Below are 18,111 nucleotides of genomic sequence, written 5' to 3' on the forward strand. Positions count from 1 at the left end.
GGACACCGTGTTGGACGCATTGACAGCGGCGGCAAGCCTGACCATCGACGACGTGCGCAAGGCGCATGAGCGGATCAAACCCCATATCCATCGCACGCCGGTGCTGACGTCGAGCTATCTCGACGAACTGACCGGGGCGAAGCTGTTCTTCAAGTGCGAGAACTTCCAGAAGGCCGGCGCCTTCAAGGTGCGGGGCGCGTCGAACGCGGTCTTCGGCCTGAATGACGAGGCAGCGCGGCACGGGGTGGCCACGCATTCCTCGGGCAACCATGCGCTCAGCCTCAGCTATGCGGCCGGGCGGCGGGGCATCCCCTGCCACGTGGTGATGCCGCGCACGGCGCCGCAGGCCAAGAAGGACGCGGTGCGGGGGTATGGCGGGCTCATCACCGAATGCGAGCCGTCCACCACCAGCCGCGAAGAGGTGTTTGCCCGGGTCCAGGCCGAAACCGGGTCGGAATTCGTGCATCCCTACAACGACCCGCGGGTGATCTGCGGTCAGGGCACCTGTTCGCTGGAACTGCTGGAACAGGTCGAGGGGCTGGAGGCGGTGGTGGCGCCGATCGGCGGCGGAGGCATGGTGTCGGGCACCTGTCTGACCCTGTCCAATCTCGCGCCGGACGTGGAGATCTATGCCGCCGAGCCGGATCAGGCCGATGATGCGGCCCGGTCGTTCCGCGCCGGCCACATCATCGCCGACGACGCGCCGGTGACGGTGGCGGACGGGCTGAAGGTGCCGCTCAAGGAGAACACCTGGCATTTCGTGTCGCACTTCGTGCGCGACGTGCAGACGGCGTCGGAGCAGGAGATCGTTGATGCGATGCGGCTGATCTGGCAGCGCATGAAGATCGTGATGGAACCCAGCAGCGCGGTGCCCCTGGCGGTGATCCTGCGCAATCCCGAGATCTATCGCGGCAAGCGGGTCGGAGTCATCGTGACGGGTGGTAATGTGGATCTGGGCAAGCTGCCCTGGAATGCCGGTTGAGGAGGCAAGAGGATGAACGCACAAGTGAAACTGGAAGATCTGGAAGTGGGTTTCGACGTTCCCGCGGCCATCGGCATGGATGAATCGGAAATCCAGACCCCGTGCCTGGTGCTGGATCTGGACGCGCTGGAGCGCAACATCAAGAAGATGGGCGACTATGCCAGGGCGCACGGGATGCGGCACCGGGTGCATGGCAAGATGCACAAGTCGGTCGATGTGGCGAAGCTGCAGGAAGAGCTGGGCGGCGCGGTCGGCGTCTGCTGCCAGAAGGTGTCGGAGGCCGAGGTCTTTGCCCGCGGCGGCATCAAGGACGTGCTGGTGTCGAACCAGGTGCGCGACCCGCTCAAGATCGACCGGCTGGCGCAGATCCCCAAGACCGGCGCGCGCACCATCGTCTGCGTCGATGACATCGACAACGTGGCGGATCTGTCGGCGGCGGCGCAGAAACATGGCACCGAGCTGGAATGCTTCGTCGAGATCGATTGCGGCGCGGGGCGCTGCGGCGTGACCACCACCGAGGATGTGGTGACGATCGCCAAGGCCATCGATGCGGCACCGGGCCTGAAGTTCAGCGGCATCCAGGCCTATCAGGGCGCGATGCAGCACCTGGACTCCTACGAGGACCGCAAGGCCAAGCTGGACGTGGCCATCGCCATGGTGCGCGACGCGGTCGAGGGGCTGAAGGCCGAGGGGCTGGAGCCGGAACTGGTGTCGGGCGGCGGCACCGGGTCGTATTACTTCGAGAGCAACTCGGGCGTCTACAACGAGCTGCAATGCGGTTCCTACGCCTTCATGGATGCCGATTACGGGCGCATTCTGGACAAGAACGGCAACCGGATCGACCGCGGCGAATGGGAGAACGCGCTGTTCATCCTGACCTCGGTCATGAGCCACGCCAAGCCGGACAAGGCGATCTGCGACGCCGGTCTCAAGGCGCAGTCGGTGGACAGCGGCCTGCCGGTGGTCTTCGGCCGTGACGACGTGACCTATGTCAAATGCTCGGACGAGCATGGGGTGATCGACGATCCGGACGGGGTGCTGAAGGTCAACGACAAGCTGCGGCTGGTGCCGGGTCATTGCGACCCGACCTGCAACGTGCACGACTGGTATGTCGGCGTGCGGGATGGAAAGGTCGAGGCGATCTGGCCGGTCTCGGCCCGCGGCAAGGCCTATTGACGATGGACGGGTCGATGCAGACAGCGAATGTGCTGATCGTCGGCGAGGCGGTCTGTGAACAGGTCGTCGGCCGGGCCGAGGCGTTCCAGGCGGTCGAGGCGGTGTTCGGAGCGATGGCGCGCGGCGAAGCGTGGAACTTTCCGGTGGTGCGCGAGGCCATCGGCCATGCCGATGCGCTCTACGGCTTCAAGTCGGGCTTCGACCGGGCCGGTCAGGTGCTGGGCGTCAAGTCCGGCGGCTATTGGCCGGGCAACATGGACAAGGGGCTGACCAACCATCAATCCACCGTCTTCCTGTTCGATCCCGACACCGGGCGGCTGTCGGCGCTGGTCGGCGGCAACTATCTGACGGCCTTGCGCACGGCGGCCAGTTCCTCGGTCTCGATCGCGCATCTGGCGCGGCCGGACGCCAGGGTGCTGGGCATGGTCGGCGCCGGGCACCAGTCGGCGTTCCAATTGCGCGCGGCGGCAGAGCAGCGGGCCTTCGACAAGGTCGTGGCCTGGAACCCGCATCCCGAGATGCTGCCGCGGCTGGCCGCGGTCGCCGAGGAGCTGGGACTTGCCTTTGCGGCGGTGACGCCCGAGGAACTGGGCGCGCAGGCGGATGTGATCATCACCATCACCTCGGCCTTCGAGCCGCTGCTGATGGCGGACTGGATCAAACCCGGCACCCATGTCGCCTGCATGGGCACGGATACCAAGGGCAAGCAGGAGGTCGATCCGGCCCTGCTGGCGCGGGCCGGCGTCTTCACCGACGAGATCGCGCAGTCGGTCTCCATCGGCGAGGCGCAGCACGCCGTCGCCCAGGGCCTGATCCGGCCCGAGGACATCACGCCCATCGGCGCGGTGATCAACGGCGATCATCCCGGACGCGGCAGCGAGGACCAGATCACCCTGTTCGACGGCACCGGCGTCGGCCTGCAGGATCTTGCGGTCGCCTCGGTCGCGGCGCGGCTTGCGCAAGAGCGGGGTCTGGCGGGGAACGCGGCGCTTTGACCGGGCATCGGGCGGCGCGGCGCGGTCAGACGGTCGCCGTCCAGACCCGGTAGCGCCCCTGCCCCGTGACCTCGCGGATCAGGCCGCGATCCGTGAACTTGTCCAGATTGCGCTGGACCGCGGCGCGGGAAGCGCCGGTCTTCTCTTCGGCCAGCGGTGCCGTGACCATCGGCCAGGCGGTGAAGACCGCGATCAGGGCCGGCGGGGTGCGCCCCGACAGGTCGCGGGTCGCCGCCGTGGCTCGGGCCTGCCATGCGCCGATCCGGTCCAGGTGCAGCAGCGCGGCCAGAACCGCCTGCGCCGCGCCCCGGTACCAGGCCGACAGCCGGTCCGCCGGATCGCCGCCCGCCCGCAGCGCCCCCGGACCCGACAGGGCCAGCGGCAGAAACGGGCTCCCGCCCCGGCCCATCGCGGCGGCATGGCGTGCCGCCAGCACCGCCGCCTCGGCATCCTGCGCGGCCCCCTGCCCCAGCATCCGCCAGGCGCGAAACAGCATCGCCGCCTGGGTCGCCGGGTGCAGGCCCTGCGCCGCCGTCATCACTTCCGCCAGGTCCAGCACCGCGTCGGGAACGGTGTCGCCATCCGGTGCGGACCGGCCCAGAAACGCGGCCAGACCCTCGGGCCAGCCGCCGTCGCGGGGCGCCGGCCCCGCAGTCAGCCGCCGAACCGCCCAGCCCGCCCGCGCCAGCGCCTGCGCGTCGTCGCCGGTCGCCCCCAGCCGCAGCCCGGTCCACAAGGCCAGCCGGTCGGCCGGGATGCGGTCGCCGGTCCACCAGCCGAGATCGGCCACTTCCAGCAGCGCGAGCCGCTGCACCCAGCCCTCGGGCCCGGCGCGCAGCCGTTCGTCCAGCGCGCCGAAACCCACCGCCAGATCGGCCAGCTCCGCCGACAGATCGTTCTGCGCCGCGCGCCAATCGGCGGGGTCGAACAAAAGCCGCCGGTCGGCACGGGGACCGGGCGGCGCGAGGTCGTCCTCGTCCGGGTCGTTTGGGCCGCCCGGCAGGAACCACAGGTCTTCTTCGGCGACGGGATCGGGATCGTACAGGCCGCCCTCCCAATCGTCCTCGTTTTCGGGTCTGGTTTTCTGGCCGGGTCCACGGGTCTTCATGCGGGTAGTTTAACGCCAGATCGAACGCCGGTTGCAAATCATTCCGCCGCGCCGTGCGGGGCGTTCAGAACAGCAGCGCGGGCAGCAGCGTGGCGATCTGGGGCACGAACCAGATGATCGCGACCGCCGCCACCTGCAACAGGATGAAGGGCGCGACTCCCGCGTAGATATGGCCCGTCGTCACCTCGGGCGGCGCGGCCCCGCGCAGGTAGAACAGCGAGAACCCGAAGGGCGGCGTCAGGAACGAGGTTTGCAGGTTGATGGCGATCAGGACCGACAGCCAGATCGGATCGTGGCCCATCACGATCAGCGAGGGCAGCACCAGCGGCAGGACGATCACCGAGATCTCGACGAAATCCAGGAAGAAGCCCAGCACGAAGATGAACAGCATGCAGAAGATCAGCGCGCCGTTGGCGCCGCCCGGCAGCTCGGCAAGGATGGCGGCCACCCGGTCTTCGCCGCCGAGGCCGATGAAGACCAGCGAAAAGACCCCCGCCGCCAGGATGGTGGCGAAGATCATCGAGGTCATCGTCAGGGTCGAGGTGAGGGCGGGCTGGATGATCCTGTGCGCGGCGAGCGCGCGGATGGCCGACAGGATCGCCGCGCCCCCGATCAGGGTGAGGACCAGATAGGCGATGCCGATGCCCGCCTCGATCCCGGTCAGGTCGCTGCGCTGGAACCGCACCGGATACAGGCCCGAGGCGAGCGCCAGCAGGCCGAGCGCCGCGACGCCGGTCAGCAAGAGCCTCCGGCGGTCGCCCAGCCGTTCGGCGGCCAGCAGCGCCGCGCCGATGCCGCCGACCGAAGCGGCCTCGGTCGGTGAGGCGATGCCGCTGAGGATCGCCCCCAGCACCGCCAGGATCAGCAGGATGGCGGGCAGGATGGCGCGCGAAACCGCGCGCAGGTCGGGACGGGGCTCGGTGTCCGGCGACGGCGGCATGTCACCGGGCCGGAGCGCCCCGCGCAGCAGAACGTAGAGGCAGTACAACCCCACCATGGTCAGGCCCGGAAGGAGCGCCGAGGCAAAGACCTGGCCGACCGAGATCGTTTCGATCGAGAACTTGCCGAGCTCGTACTGCGCCTGCTGATAGGAATTCGACACCACGTCGGAGAGGATGATCAGCAGGGTAGAGGGCGGGATGATCTGGCCCAGCGTGCCGGCGGAACAGACGATGCCGGCGGCCACCCGTGGATCGTAGCCCGCCCGCAGCATCGACGGCAGCGCGATCAGCCCCATCGCCACCACGGTCGCGCCGACGATGCCGGTGGAGGCGGCGAGCAGCATGCCCACCAGGATCACCGAAATGCCGAGCCCGCCTCGAAGCTGGCCGAACGACCGCCCCATCGTGTCCAGCATGGCCTCGGCGATCCGGCTCTTTTCCAGGATCGCGCCCATCAGCACGAAGAGCGGGATCGCGATCAGGACGTTGTTGGTCAGCAGGCCGTAGATGCGCTGCGACATCGCCCCAAGCAGCGACAGGTCCATCGCGCCGAGCGCCCAGCCCAGAACCGCGAACAGGATCCCGGTTCCGGCGATGCTGAAGGCGACGGGGAACCCCGACAGGATCACCGCCATCAGCGCCGCGAACATGATCAGGTCGAGATGTTCAGCCATCGGTTTGCGGTCTTTCCAGCAGAAGCCGCAGCACGCAGGCGACGGATTGCACCAGCACCAGGATGCAGAACAGGGGGATGAGGGTCTTGAGCAGGAACACCGCCTTGATCCCGCCGACCGAGATCGGCCCTTCGAGGATCTTCCACGAGTTCCGGACCGCGGGCCACGACCAGTAGAGGATCATCAGCATGGCCGGCATCAAAAGCAGCAGGTGCCCCGCCAGGTCGATCCGGCGGCGCCCGGCCGGCCCCAGCCTGGCATAGAAGATGTCCACCCGCACATGGCCATCGACCAGCAACGTGTACCCGGCCCCGAGCATGAACAGCGCCGAGTGCAGGTAGAGAACGGATTCCTGCGTCGCGATGGTGCTGACCCCGAAGGCATAGCGCGCCACCACGATCGCGAACTGGATCAGCAGCATGGCCAGCGCGAACCAGCGCACGGTCTCGCCGGTCACGCGATTGATGCCGTCCAGGGTTTCGATGACCCGCGCCATGCCTGCCTCAATGAAATCCGGTGCGCTTGTGCGCGCACCGGACCCGTTTCGTCAACCCGGCGTCAGAATCCCAATACACCGGCGCGGGCATTCATCTGACCGTTGTCGGCATAGGTCATGTACGACCCGACCGAGTCGCGGTAGGCCAGGAAGCTTTCGGTGATGCGGCGCACCAGCTCGTCATCGTCATTGGCAAGCTCCTCCATGACTTCGGCGGCGGCGACGCCCATCGCCGCGACCACGTCATCCGGAAGTTGCCGGACCTGCACGCCTTCGTCCGCCACCAGCGCGGCGAGCGCCTGGGCGTGTTTGGTGGTGTATTCCGTCCAGACCGGGTTGTAGAGGCTTTCGCAGGCGAAACTCACGGCCTGTTTCAGATCGTCCGGCAGCTCGGCATAGGCATCGGCGTTGACCGCGCATTCCTCGGCCGAGGACGGCTCGCCCACGCCCGGCCAGTAGTAGTTCTTGGCCACCTGGAAGAAGCCGAGCGCGCTGTCGGTCCACGGCCCGATGAACTCGCCCGCGTCCAGGGCGCCGGTCTGCAACGCCTGGAACATGTCGCGCCCGCCCATGGCCTGCACCGCCATGCCGATTTTGGAACACATCTCGGAGGCGAGCCCGGTGGTGCGGAACTTGAGCCCCTTGAGGTCGTCCACCGAGGTGATCTCGTCGCGGAACCAGCCCTGCCATTGCGGGCCGGAATTGCCGCACAGGAACGGTTTGAGGTTGAAGCGCGCATACATCTCGTCATAGAGCGCCTGGCCGCCGCCGTGGTAGAGCCAGCCGAACTGTTCGTCCGCGCGCAGCCCGAACGGCTGCGACCCGAACAGCAGGATGCCCTTGGACTTGGACCCCCAATAGGCCGGCACCGCGTGATAGAGCTCGGCCGTGCCTTCCGAGACCGCATCGAACACGCCGCGGCCGGGCACCAGTTCGCCGGCCGCGAACAGTTTCACCTCGATCCGCCCGCCGGACAGGTTGGTGATCCGGTCGGCCAGCATCTGCGCCGCGACCCCCGGCCCCGGCAGGTTCTTGGGCCAGGCCGTGACCATCTTCCATTCGCGGATGTCCTGGGCAATGGCCGGGCTGGCCAGGGTGGTGGCGGTGACGCCGGCCGCGCCGGCCTGGATGAACTCTCTGCGCTTCATTGATTCCTCCCCATATCGCCGCATTTTTTTGCGTGTCCAAATGAATATTAGGAATACACAAAACCAGTCAAACGGTTTGTTGGGCCGCGGCCGAGGCTTGACTTCGCGACGGGCCGCGCGCCTTCTGCCCGGCATGAGCGCAGGAGGCAGCATGCAGCACCCATTCGATGAGGAACTCGAGGAACGTCTGGTCCGCTACACCGCCATCGACAGCCAGAGCGATGCCGAGTCGGCGACAAGCCCCAGCACCGAGCGGCAGTTCGACATGCTGCGCCTGCTGGAATCGGAACTGGCCGGGATGGGTGCAGAGGATGTGAAACTGACCGACTATGGCGTGGTTCTGGCCACCATTCCCGGCACCGCGCCGGGGCCGACCGTCGGGTTTCTGGCCCATGTAGATACCGCGCCCCAATTCAACGCCACCGGTGTCAAGCCGCGCGTCGTCAAGGGCTACAACGGCGGCGAGATCCGGTTCCCTGACGATCCCGACCTGGTCCTGTCGCCCGATGACCACCCCTATCTGGCCGAAAAGACCGGTCATGACATCGTCACCGCGTCCGGCACGACCCTGTTGGGCGCGGATGACAAGGCGGGCGTCGCGATCATCATGACCGCGGCGCATCACCTGCTGCGGAACCCGGATATCCGGCGCGGCCCGATCCGCATCGCCTTTACCCCGGACGAAGAGATCGGGCGCGGCGTGGACGCGCGGCTGCCCGGCGATCTGGCCGCCGATTTCGCCTATACCTTCGATGGCAGCAAGGTCGGCGAGATCGAGTTCGAGAGTTTTTCGGCCGACAGTGCCGAAATCACCGTCACCGGCGTGAGCATCCATCCCGGTTGGGCCAAGGGCAAGATGGTCAATGCGATCCACCTGGCCGCCAAGATCATCGCCACCCTGCCGCAGGCCACGATGACGCCGGAAGTCACCGACAACCGCGACGGGTTCATCCACGCCACCGAGATGACCGGCGGATCTTCGGAGATGAAAGTCAAGCTGATCCTGCGCGATTTCGAACTGGACGGGCTGCTGGCCAAGGGCCAGTTGCTGCGGCAGGTCTGCGCCGCCGTGCAGGCCACCGAACCGCGTGCCAGGATCACCTGCGAGATCACGCCGCAATACCGCAACATGCGCTACTGGCTGGAAAGGGACATGACGCCGGTCGATCTGGCCTGCGAAGCCTGCCGCCGCCTGGGAATCGAACCGGTGTCGATCCCGATCCGCGGCGGCACCGACGGGTCGCGGCTGACCGAACTCGGTGTGCCGACGCCCAATCTGTTCACGGGAATGCAGAACATTCACGGGCCGCTCGAATGGGTGTCGGTACAGGACATGGCGGTGGCCACCCGCCTGTTCCTGGGCCTTGTCGAACTGGCCGCGGCCGAGGGCAAATCGGGCTGAGGTCACGGCGCGGTTTCACGAGTTTTCCGCAACCTGGGTCAAAATGCGCCGGTCTGGCCGATTGATCCGGCACGCATTGGGTTGTAAGGGGAGCCTGTCAAATCAGAGTCACCCCGGAGCGCGACCCGTGTCCCGCTCCCCCCGCGCCGCGTCTCTCGTGGCATTACACTCTCGGATCGCACGCCCCTGAAAGGCTAAAAAAGGTAAGGGAACATGGCAGATAAATCGAACTTCGACATATTGTATACCATTGTAGACGAAGCGCCGGAGCTGGCGAGCGCCTCGTTCCTGCCCATCATCCGCAAGTTCGCCGCGGCCGCGGGCGTCAGCGTCGGCACCAAGGACATTTCGCTGGCCGGGCGCATCATCGCGACCTTCCCCGAGAACCTGACCGAAGCGCAGCGCCAGACCGATGACCTGGCCGCCCTGGGCGAACTGGTGAAAACCCCCGAGGCCAACGTGATCAAGCTGCCCAACATCTCGGCCTCGGTGCCGCAGCTGGTGGCCGCGATCACCGAGTTGCAGGGGCAGGGCTATGACATCCCGAACTATCCCGAAGACCCCAAGACCGATGCCGAGAAGGATATCCGCGCCCGCTATGACGCGATCAAGGGCTCGGCCGTGAACCCGGTTCTGCGCGAGGGCAACAGCGACCGGCGCTCGGCCAAGGCGGTCAAACGCTATGCCCAGCAGCATCCGCATTCGATGGGCACGTGGTCGGCCGACAGCAAGACCAAGGTGTCGTCGATGCCGGGCAATGATTTCTATGCCAACGAAAAATCGGCCACCATCACCGCCGATCAGGCCGGTGACGCGCGGATCGAATTCGTGGGCAAGGATGGCGGCGTGGCCGTCCTGAAGGACGGCTGGACGCTGGAGGAAGGCACCGTTGCGGACGCCACCTTCATGTCGGTCAAGGCGCTGTCGGCCTTCCTGGATGCCGCGATCGAGGACACGAAGAAAGACGGCACGATGTTCTCGCTGCACATGAAGGCGACGATGATGAAGGTCAGCGACCCGATCATCTTCGGCTATGCCGTCAAGGCGTGGCTTGCGCCGGTGTTCGAGAAATTCGGCGATCGCATGGCGCAGCTGGGCGTCAACCCGAATTCGGGCCTGGGCGATCTGCTGAACCGCGTCAAGGACGATGCCGAGATCATGGCCGCGATCGAGGCGGTCAAGGCCGAGCGTCCGTCGATGTACATGGTGGACAGCGACAAGGGCATCACCAACCTGCACGTGCCCTCGGACGTGATCATCGACGCCTCGATGCCCGCCGTGATCCGCGCGGGCGGCAAGGGCTGGGATGAGACCGGCGCCAAGGGCGACACCAACTGCGTGATCCCCGACCGCTGCTATGCGCCGGTCTATGACGAGACCATCAAGTTCTTCAAGGCCAACGGCGCGCTGAACCCGGCTACCGCCGGTTCGGTGGCCAATGTGGGCCTGATGGCGCAGAAGGCCGAGGAATACGGCAGCCACCCGACCACCTTCGAGGCGCCCGCCGACGGCACCATCCGCATCGTTCTGGCCAATGGCGAGACCCTGCACGAGCATGCGGTGGAGAAAGGCGACATCTGGCGCTCCTGCACCGTCAAGAAGGCCCCGATCGAGAACTGGATCCAGCTGGCGATGGACCGTCAGCGCCTGACCGGCTCCGAGGCGATCTTCTGGCTGGACGCGAACCGCGCCCATGACGCCGAGCTGATCAAATACGTCCAACCGGCACTGGAGGCCGCGGGCGTGGCCGACAAGTTCATGATCCTGGCCCCGCGCGAGGCGACCCGCCAGTCGCTGGAAACCATCACCGCCGGCAAGGACAGCATCGCCATCACCGGCAACGTGCTGCGTGACTATCTGACCGACCTGTTCCCGATCCTCGAACTGGGCACCTCGGCCAAGATGCTGTCGATCGTCAAGCTGATGAATGGCGGCGGCCTGTTCGAAACCGGTGCGGGCGGCTCGGCGCCCAAGCACGTTCAGCAGCTGGTCGAGGAAAACCACCTGCGTTGGGACTCGATGGGTGAATTCTGCGCGCTGGGGGAGTCGCTGAACTTCCTGGCCGACAGCCGCGGCAACGCCAAGGCCGCCGTGCTGGGCGCCGCGGCCGAGGCCGCGACGCAGGGCATCCTGGACCATGACCGTTCGCCCAGCCGCAAGGTCGGCGAGCCGGACAACCGCGACAGCCACTATTGGTTCGCCCGCTACTGGGCCGAGGCCCTGGCCGCGCAGTCCGACGATGCCGAACTGGCGGCGCATTTCGCCCCGGTCGCCAAGGAGCTGGCCGACAAGGAACAGCAGATCCTGTCGGAACTCGCCGCGGCGCAGGGCAAACCGGCGGATCTTGGGGGCTACTACCACCCCGACCGCGCCAAGACCGCGGCGGTGATGCGCCCCAGCGCCACGCTGAACGCGATCATCGGCTGAGGTCGAGGGCTGAGACCCCAATGCGAAAGGGCGCGGCCGGGACCGGCCGCGCCCTCGTGTTTCTGACGGTTCTCCTTACTGCAGGTCGAACCGGTCGGCGTCCATCACCTTGGTCCAGGCGGCGACGAAATCCCTGACGAAACGCGCCTCACCGTCGCTCTGGCCATAGACCTCGGCGATGGCCCGGAGTTGAGAGTTCGAGCCGAATATCAGGTCCACGCGCGTGCCGGTCCACTTTACCGCGCCGCTGGCCCGGTCGCGCCCTTCGAACGCCTTGCCGTCCTCGGAAACCGGTTTCCATTCGGTGCCCATGTCCAGCAGGTTGACGAAGAAATCGTTGGTCAGCGTGCCGGGCCTGTCGGTCAGAACGCCGTGGTCCGAGCCGCCGAAATTCGCGCCCAGAACGCGCATTCCGCCGACAAGCGCCGTCATTTCCGGCGCGGTCAGGGTCAGCAGTTGCGCCTTGTCCACCAGCAGTTCCTCGGCCGACAGGGTATAGTCGCCCTTTTGATAGTTGCGGAAGCCGTCGGCGATGGGTTCGAGCACTTCGAAGCTCTCGGCATCGGTCTGCTCCTGGCTGGCATCGCCGCGCCCGGTCGAGACCGGAACGGTGATGTCGTGGCCCGCGGCCTTGGCGGCCTTTTCGATCGCCGCCGCACCGCCCAGAACGATCAGGTCGGCCATCGAGACCGGCTTGCCGGACGCCGCCTGCACGCCTTCCAGCGCCGCCAGCACCTTGGCCAGTTGATCGGGCTGGTTCACCTCCCAGTCCTTCTGCGGCGCCAGCCGGATGCGCGCGCCGTTGGCGCCGCCGCGCATGTCGGAGCCGCGGAAGGTCGAGGCCGAGGACCAGGCGGTGTAAACCAGTTCCTGAACCGACAGACCGGTGTCCAGGATCCTGGACTTGAGATCGGCCACATCCGCATCCGACAGCGGCGTTCCGGCCGGGATCGGATCCTGCCAGATCAGGTCTTCGGCGGGCACCTCGTCACCCAGATAGCGCGCCTTGGGGCCCATGTCGCGGTGGGTCAGCTTGAACCAGGCGCGCGCGAAGGCATCCGCGAATTCGTCCGGATTGGCGTGGAACCGGCGCGAGATCTTCTCGTAATCCGGGTCCATGCGCATCGCGATGTCGGCGGTGGACATGAAGATCGGCACCTTCCTGGACGGATCCTCGGGGTCGGGCGCCATGTCTTCTTCCTGAATGTCCTTGGGGGTCCAGACCCAGGCGCCGGCCGGGCTTTTGACCCGCTCCCACTCATACTTGAACAGCACGTCGAAATAGCCGTTGTCCCATTGGGTCGGGTTCGGCGTCCACGCACCCTCGAGACCCGAGGTGATCGCGTCACGGCCCTTGCCGCTGCCATAGGAGGACAGCCAGCCCAGGCCCATCGCCTCGATCGGCGCGGCCTCGGGTTCGGGACCGACGTGCGAGGCATCTCCCGCACCGTGCATCTTGCCGAAGGTGTGGCCGCCCGCGGTCAGCGCCACGGTCTCCTCATCGTTCATCGCCATGCGGGCAAAGGTCACGCGGATGTCCTTGGCCAGCGCGACCGGGTCGGGATTGCCGTCCGGACCTTCGGGGTTCACGTAGATCAGCCCCATCTGCACCGCCGCCAGCGGATTTTCCAGGTCGCGCTCGCCGGAATAGCGGCTGCCCTCGGCGTCGCTGGTGGCCAGCCATTCGGATTCGGCGCCCCAATAGACATCCTCTTCGGGCTCCCACACATCGGCGCGGCCGCCGCCGAATCCGAAGGTCTTGAAGCCCATCGATTCCAGGGCGCAGTTCCCGGCGAGGATCATCAGGTCGGCCCAGGAAATCCTGTCGCCGTATTTCTGCTTGATCGGCCAGAGCAGGCGGCGGGCCTTGTCGAGGTTGCCGTTGTCCGGCCAGCTGTTGAGCGGCGCGAATCGCTGCTGCCCGGTGCCGCCGCCGCCGCGCCCGTCGGCGGTGCGGTAGGTGCCCGCGCTGTGCCACGCCATGCGGATGAACAGACCGCCGTAATGGCCGTAATCGGCGGGCCACCAGTCCTGACTGTCGGTCATCAAGTCATAAAGATCCTGTTTCAGCGCCTTGAGGTCGAGTTTCTTGAATTCTTCCGCATAGTTGAACGCCTCGCCCATCGGATTGGAAAGGGAGGAATTCTGGTGCAGGATTTTCAGATTCAACTGGTTCGGCCACCAGTCCCTGTTCGACCGGGTCCCGAACGTCGTGCCGGCATGCATGACCGGGCATTTGCCGATGTCGTTACCGTCCATAATTCTCTCCATCATTGTAAGGTTGAATGAAATGGCCCGAGCCGGGCTGCGCGTCTCGACGGGATGCTAGCAGAGGACAGCCATCAACATAAGTTGCATTTCCAAATCGCTTCGATAACTTTTTCTTATTCCTGCTTCACGCCGGCACGGCCGCGCCGCCCGATCCGCGCACCGATGCAGATCGGGGCTGGACGGGGTGCCGGCGGGCTCCTAACACTCCGTCTCGGCGGATTCTGACGAGGTGCCCGATGACGACCACGCGCAATGTCCTGTTCATCATCATCGACCAGTTGCGGGCGGATTGCCTGGACGGCGCGCTGGCCGCGCATGTCGCGTTGCCGAACCTGCGCGAGTTGATGCAGGATGCGGTCCGTTTCGACCGCCATTACTCGGTCGCCAATCCCTGCGGCCCGTCGCGCGCGTCGATCCTGACCGGGCAATACGCGATGAACCACCGCTCGGTCCGCAACGGCACGCCGCTGCGCCATGACACCCCCAACCTGGCGTCGGAAACCCGCAAGGCGGGGCTGTTGCCGATGCTGTTCGGCTATACCGACACCTCCTCGGACCCGCGCGTGCATCACCCGAAGGATCCGGCGGTGCAGACCTACGAATACCCGATGCCGGGATTCCACGAGATGACGGAAATGCGGCAGGAGATGTCCTATCCCTGGCGGGCGCATCTGATGCAGCGCGGCTACGGGTTCGACAACTACTGGGACATCTACAAACCCGTCGCGCCGGACGGTGGCGCGCCGCGTCTGAACGATCCGGCCCTGTACGCGGCCGAGGACAGCGACACCGCCTTTCTCACCGACTCGTTCCTGAGCCGGATCGGCGCCTATCACGGGCAGGGCTGGTTCGCGCATCTGACCTATATCCGGCCGCACCCGCCGCTGGTCGCGCCGGCGCCCTACAACGCCATGTACGACCCGGCCAGCCTGCCGCTGCCGGCCCGCCTGGCCACACCCGAAGACGAGGCCGCGGTGCATCCCTTCTTTGGCCCGCTGATGCAGGTCAGCCAAGTCGAGTCGGTCGTCGAAGGCTTTGCCGGGCTGGAACCCACGGATGAGACCGTCCAGACCCTGCGCGCCGTCTATCTGGGTCTGGCCACCGAGGTGGATCACCATGTCGGGCGGGTCATCCGGCACCTCAAGGACTCCGGCCAATACGACAACACGCTGCTGATCGTCACCGCGGATCACGGCGAGATGCTGGGCGATCACCACAGCTGGGGCAAGATGACGGTTCATGACGCGGCCTATCACACGCCGCTCATCATCCGGCTGCCGGGCAATGCCGACCGGGCCGGGAGCGTGGTGTCGGTTCCCACCGAATCCATCGACATCACGCCCACGATCCTCGACTGGATCGATCAGGAAGTGCCCAATTCGATGGACGGGCGGTCGCTGCTGCCGCTGCTGGCCGGCGATGTTCCGGCCGGCTGGCGCACCCGGACCTTCAGCGAACTGGATTTCTCGGAACCCACCGCGCCGACCGAATGGGAAAAGAGGCTGGGAACCGGCCCGTCGGATTCCTGCCTGGGCATCCTGCGCGACGACAGGTTCACCCTGGTCGAATTCGCGGCCGACCTGCCGCCGCTGCTTTTCGACCATCGGGGCAAGGGCGAGATGGAGAATGTCGCAGACCGGCCCGAATACGCGGCGGATCTTGCCCGGCTGACCCGCGAGATGCTGCGCCACCGCATGCGGAACATGGATCACACGCTGTCTCTGGACACGATCACGGATCAGGGGCCGGCAACCCGCCGGCGCCATGCCTGAAACGCCGCCGAACCGGCTGCGCCATCGGCACCTCTTGTGCGTCTGCCCCAAGGGCATGCGGCAAGCGTGTTGACCCGGATCGAAGGATCAACCATCCTTGGCAATGGTTTAGGGATCGTGCCGCCCGGTTTCGGGCGCCTGTCCCGCGAAGACGCATTTTGAAACCAGGCCTTGTTGATGACCCCATTGTCGCGCAAGCGATACCTTGTCGATACGCATCGTCTGCGCGACCCGGCGCAAACGCTGGAACGGGTCAGACCGTTTCTGGCGCAGATGGGCATCACCCGCATCGCCAATCTGACCGGGCTGGACCGGATCGGGTTGCCGACGGTCATGGTCACGCGGCCGAATTCGCGCTCGGTCGCGGTGGCGCTGGGGAAGGGATTGTCGCTGGAGGCCGCCGAAGCCTCGGGCGTGATGGAGGCGATCGAGACCTGGCATGCCGAGCGGGTCGCCCTGCCGGTGCGTCGTGCGACCTATGCCGACCTGAGTCAGGAGGCCGACGTGGCCGACGTGGCCCGCCTGCCGAAAGTCACCGGCGCGGCCTTTGACCCGCATCGTCCGATCCTCTGGATCGAGGCGGACGACCTGCGGAACGCCACCCGCCGCTGGGTGCCCTACGAGATGGTGGACACCGACTATACCGGGCCGCCCAATGGCGGCCCCGGCATGTTCCCGCGTTCGACCAACGGGCTGGCTTCGGGCAACAACCGGCTCGAAGCCACCTGCCACGCGATCTGCGAGCTGATCGAGCGGGACGCCTCGACCCTGTGGCACCACGGGCGGCAGGATCAACGCCTGGACCCCGCGACGGTGGACGACCCGCGCTGCCGGGAAGCGCTGGACCGGTTCGATGCGGCGGGCCTTGAGGCCGGGATCTGGCAGAGCACCTCGGACGTGGGTGTGGCCTGCTTCCGGTGCGTCCTGTGCGAGGCGGGCGACACGCCCGGACATATCGGCATCGGCGACGGCTGCCACCCGGACCGCAACATCGCCCTGCTCCGGGCCATGACCGAGGCGGCGCAGACCCGGCTGACCTACATCTCGGGCGCCCGCGACGATCTGGAACCGTCCGAATACACCGACGACGCGCTGGCGGCCAAGGCGCGCTTTGTCCGCAAGGCGTTTCAGCGCGCGGCCCCTTCGGCGCGGTTCACCGACTGCCCGACGCACGATGCGCCTTCGTTCGAGGAGGATCTTGCCTGGCTGCTCGACCGCCTGGCCACGGCCGGCCTGGATCAGGTTCTGACCGTCGATCTGTCGCGGCCCGAATTCGGGATCTCGGTCGTGCGCGCGGTCATCCCGGGGCTGGAAGCGCCGCATGACGATCCCGACTTCGTTCCCGGCCCCCGCGCCCGCCGCGCCCGGAGGGCCTTGTGATGCGCGCCGCCGTCTTTGTCGGACCGACCCTCGGGCCCGAGGCGGTGCGGGAGCTGATCGACGCGGACATCCTGCCGCCGGTCGGACAGGGCGATGTCTATCGCGTCGCGCGCCGCAAGCCGATGGCGATCGGGATCATCGACGGCTATTTCGAGGGGGTTCCCTCGGTCTGGCACAAGGAGATCCTCTGGGCCATGGAGCAGGGCATCGCCGTCTTCGGCAGCGCCAGCATGGGCGCGTTGCGCGCGGCCGAGCTGGACGGATTCGGCATGATCGGCGTGGGCCGGATCTTCGAAGGGTATCGCGACGGGACGTTGCGCGACGACGACGAGGTGGCGGTGCTGCACAGCCCTGCCGAACTGGGGTTCCGGCCACTCAGCGAGCCGATGGTTTCGATCCGGGCCACGGTGGCGCGGGCGCTCGAGGAGGGTGTTTTGACGCCGGAGGCCGCCGACACCGTTCTGGCCGTGGCCAAGGGGCTGCACTATCGCGACCGCGACTGGCCGCGCATCCTGAGCGAAACCGACGCCGCGCAGGTGAACGGGCTTGCCGCGTGGCTGCCGCGCGGACGGGTCGACGCCAAGGCCGAGGACGCGCGCGAGATGCTGGCCCAGATGGCCGGCCACCTGGCCCGCAAGGCCCCTGCCCCGGCCCCTGCCCAACGGCTGGAACGCACGCTTGTCTGGCAGGAGCTGGTGCGCCGGATCGAAGGCGAAAACGGTGGCGACGGGCTGACCCGGGACGTGATCGACGAGCTGCGTCTGGACCCGCAGCGCTACGCCGCGCTGCGCGACAGGGCGATGCTGCGCCTGCTGGCGCTCGAAGACGCGCGCCGCAGCGGCAAGAAACCTCAGCGCGCCGCCCTGATCGCGCAGATGTCCGGACACCGCACCCGCGCGGGGCTGGTCCGGCGCGACGAGGTGACGAAATGGCTGCGCGACAACGATCTGGACGAGGCCGGGTACGAGGCGCTGCTGACCGGCGCCACGCTGGTGGAGGATCTGGCCGCCGAAAAATCCGACCGGATCGAACCGCATCTTCTGGCCGAACTGCGCTGGTCCGGCGACTATGCGAAACTCAAGGCGCGCGCGCAGGCCAAGGCGGCGCTGCCGCGGCCGGCGGAAAGCTCGGCCTCTCCGGCCCGGCTGGGCCTTCTGGTTTGGTATTTCGAAACGGTGCTGAACCGACCGGTGCCCGAGGACATGGATGCCTTCGTGCAGTCGCTCAACCTCAGCGACCGGCAGCAGTTCCATGATATGATCGCACGCGAGTTCCGCTTTCGCCAATCCGACCAGGAGCGCGCCGGTCGGTGCGCAAAAGCGGAATGACGACGGAAACG

Annotated in this window: 13 protein-coding genes; 8 read left to right on the forward strand and 5 right to left on the reverse strand. The window is 66.9% G+C overall.

Going from position 1 to position 18,111, the window contains the following annotated elements; genetic code table 11:
- Positions 1 to 7: 7 nt before the first annotated feature.
- The 3 genes from bhcB to bhcD are packed head-to-tail and all read left to right on the forward strand — an operon-like array spanning position 8 to position 3,153.
- Positions 8 to 982 carry a beta-hydroxyaspartate dehydratase BhcB gene (gene bhcB, locus AC2FNJ_RS04885; RefSeq protein ID WP_496762898.1) on the forward strand — a complete coding sequence of 325 codons (975 nt, stop codon included), beginning with the start codon at positions 8 to 10 and terminating at the stop codon, positions 980 to 982.
- Positions 983 to 994: 12 nt separating this feature from the next.
- Positions 995 to 2,158: a 3-hydroxy-D-aspartate aldolase BhcC gene (bhcC, locus tag AC2FNJ_RS04890; protein WP_496762900.1), complete on the forward strand. Its 1,164-nt coding sequence runs from the start codon at positions 995 to 997 to the stop codon at positions 2,156 to 2,158.
- A gap of 29 nt (positions 2,159 to 2,187) precedes the next feature.
- On the forward strand, positions 2,188 to 3,153 hold the full coding sequence (bhcD, locus tag AC2FNJ_RS04895) for an iminosuccinate reductase BhcD (protein ID WP_496763055.1): 966 nt from the start codon (positions 2,188 to 2,190) through the stop codon (positions 3,151 to 3,153).
- A gap of 25 nt (positions 3,154 to 3,178) precedes the next feature.
- Here the strand turns inward: bhcD and AC2FNJ_RS04900 are convergent, their stop codons facing one another.
- The 4 genes from AC2FNJ_RS04900 to AC2FNJ_RS04915 all read right to left on the reverse strand — a co-directional run bounded on the left by AC2FNJ_RS04900 (position 3,179) and on the right by AC2FNJ_RS04915 (position 7,520).
- Positions 3,179 to 4,261: a helix-turn-helix domain-containing protein gene (locus tag AC2FNJ_RS04900; RefSeq protein ID WP_496762901.1), complete on the reverse strand. Its 1,083-nt coding sequence runs from the start codon at positions 4,259 to 4,261 to the stop codon at positions 3,179 to 3,181.
- 64 nt (positions 4,262 to 4,325) lie between these two features.
- On the reverse strand, positions 4,326 to 5,876 hold the full coding sequence (locus AC2FNJ_RS04905) for a TRAP transporter large permease (RefSeq protein WP_496762903.1): 1,551 nt from the start codon (positions 5,874 to 5,876) through the stop codon (positions 4,326 to 4,328).
- Entirely contained in the window at positions 5,869 to 6,372 is a 504-nt protein-coding gene (locus AC2FNJ_RS04910; RefSeq protein WP_496762904.1) for a TRAP transporter small permease subunit, read from the reverse strand. Before AC2FNJ_RS04910 ends, AC2FNJ_RS04905 begins: the two co-directional genes overlap by 8 nt.
- 62 nt (positions 6,373 to 6,434) lie before the next feature.
- A complete protein-coding gene (locus AC2FNJ_RS04915) occupies positions 6,435 to 7,520 on the reverse strand; it encodes a TRAP transporter substrate-binding protein (protein ID WP_496762906.1) in 1,086 nt (361 codons plus the stop codon).
- A 151-nt stretch (positions 7,521 to 7,671) separates the two neighbouring features.
- Between AC2FNJ_RS04915 and pepT the strand changes: the two genes are divergently transcribed.
- Positions 7,672 to 8,922 carry a peptidase T gene (pepT, locus tag AC2FNJ_RS04920; protein ID WP_496762907.1) on the forward strand — a complete coding sequence of 417 codons (1,251 nt, stop codon included), beginning with the start codon at positions 7,672 to 7,674 and terminating at the stop codon, positions 8,920 to 8,922.
- Positions 8,923 to 9,135: 213 nt separating this feature from the next.
- Positions 9,136 to 11,349 (forward strand): NADP-dependent isocitrate dehydrogenase, encoded by a 2,214-nt coding sequence (locus AC2FNJ_RS04925; RefSeq protein ID WP_496762908.1) that lies wholly within the window; start codon positions 9,136 to 9,138, stop codon positions 11,347 to 11,349.
- A 75-nt stretch (positions 11,350 to 11,424) separates the two neighbouring features.
- On the opposite strand, the gene katG is transcribed toward AC2FNJ_RS04925, so the two are convergent.
- On the reverse strand, positions 11,425 to 13,608 hold the full coding sequence (gene katG, locus AC2FNJ_RS04930) for a catalase/peroxidase HPI (protein ID WP_496762910.1): 2,184 nt from the start codon (positions 13,606 to 13,608) through the stop codon (positions 11,425 to 11,427).
- Positions 13,609 to 13,856: 248 nt separating this feature from the next.
- On the opposite strand from katG, the gene AC2FNJ_RS04935 reads away from it, so the two are divergent.
- From AC2FNJ_RS04935 to AC2FNJ_RS04945, 3 genes are all read left to right on the forward strand, one after another.
- On the forward strand, positions 13,857 to 15,392 hold the full coding sequence (locus AC2FNJ_RS04935; protein ID WP_496762912.1) for an alkaline phosphatase family protein: 1,536 nt from the start codon (positions 13,857 to 13,859) through the stop codon (positions 15,390 to 15,392).
- A gap of 177 nt (positions 15,393 to 15,569) precedes the next feature.
- A complete protein-coding gene (locus AC2FNJ_RS04940) occupies positions 15,570 to 16,772 on the forward strand; it encodes a YcaO-like family protein (protein WP_496762914.1) in 1,203 nt (400 codons plus the stop codon).
- Entirely contained in the window at positions 16,772 to 18,100 is a 1,329-nt protein-coding gene (locus tag AC2FNJ_RS04945) for a TfuA-like protein (protein WP_496762916.1), read from the forward strand. The genes AC2FNJ_RS04940 and AC2FNJ_RS04945 overlap by 1 nt, the downstream gene beginning before the upstream one ends.
- Positions 18,101 to 18,111: the final 11 nt, after the last annotated feature.

The organism is Ruegeria sp. BHSB196 (assembly GCF_059613135.1).

Coding starts and splice junctions, on each gene's coding strand:
- AC2FNJ_RS04905 (WP_496762903.1), bottom strand. CDS start 5,876: ATGGCTGAACATCTCGACCTGATCATGTTCGCGGCGCTGATGGCGGTG.
- bhcC (WP_496762900.1), top strand. CDS start 995: ATGAACGCACAAGTGAAACTGGAAGATCTGGAAGTGGGTTTCGACGTT.
- AC2FNJ_RS04935 (WP_496762912.1), top strand. CDS start 13,857: ATGACGACCACGCGCAATGTCCTGTTCATCATCATCGACCAGTTGCGG.
- AC2FNJ_RS04900 (WP_496762901.1), bottom strand. CDS start 4,261: ATGAAGACCCGTGGACCCGGCCAGAAAACCAGACCCGAAAACGAGGAC.
- AC2FNJ_RS04915 (WP_496762906.1), bottom strand. CDS start 7,520: ATGAAGCGCAGAGAGTTCATCCAGGCCGGCGCGGCCGGCGTCACCGCC.
- pepT (WP_496762907.1), top strand. CDS start 7,672: ATGCAGCACCCATTCGATGAGGAACTCGAGGAACGTCTGGTCCGCTAC.
- katG (WP_496762910.1), bottom strand. CDS start 13,608: ATGGACGGTAACGACATCGGCAAATGCCCGGTCATGCATGCCGGCACG.
- AC2FNJ_RS04940 (WP_496762914.1), top strand. CDS start 15,570: ATGACCCCATTGTCGCGCAAGCGATACCTTGTCGATACGCATCGTCTG.
- AC2FNJ_RS04945 (WP_496762916.1), top strand. CDS start 16,772: ATGCGCGCCGCCGTCTTTGTCGGACCGACCCTCGGGCCCGAGGCGGTG.
- AC2FNJ_RS04925 (WP_496762908.1), top strand. CDS start 9,136: ATGGCAGATAAATCGAACTTCGACATATTGTATACCATTGTAGACGAA.
- AC2FNJ_RS04910 (WP_496762904.1), bottom strand. CDS start 6,372: ATGGCGCGGGTCATCGAAACCCTGGACGGCATCAATCGCGTGACCGGC.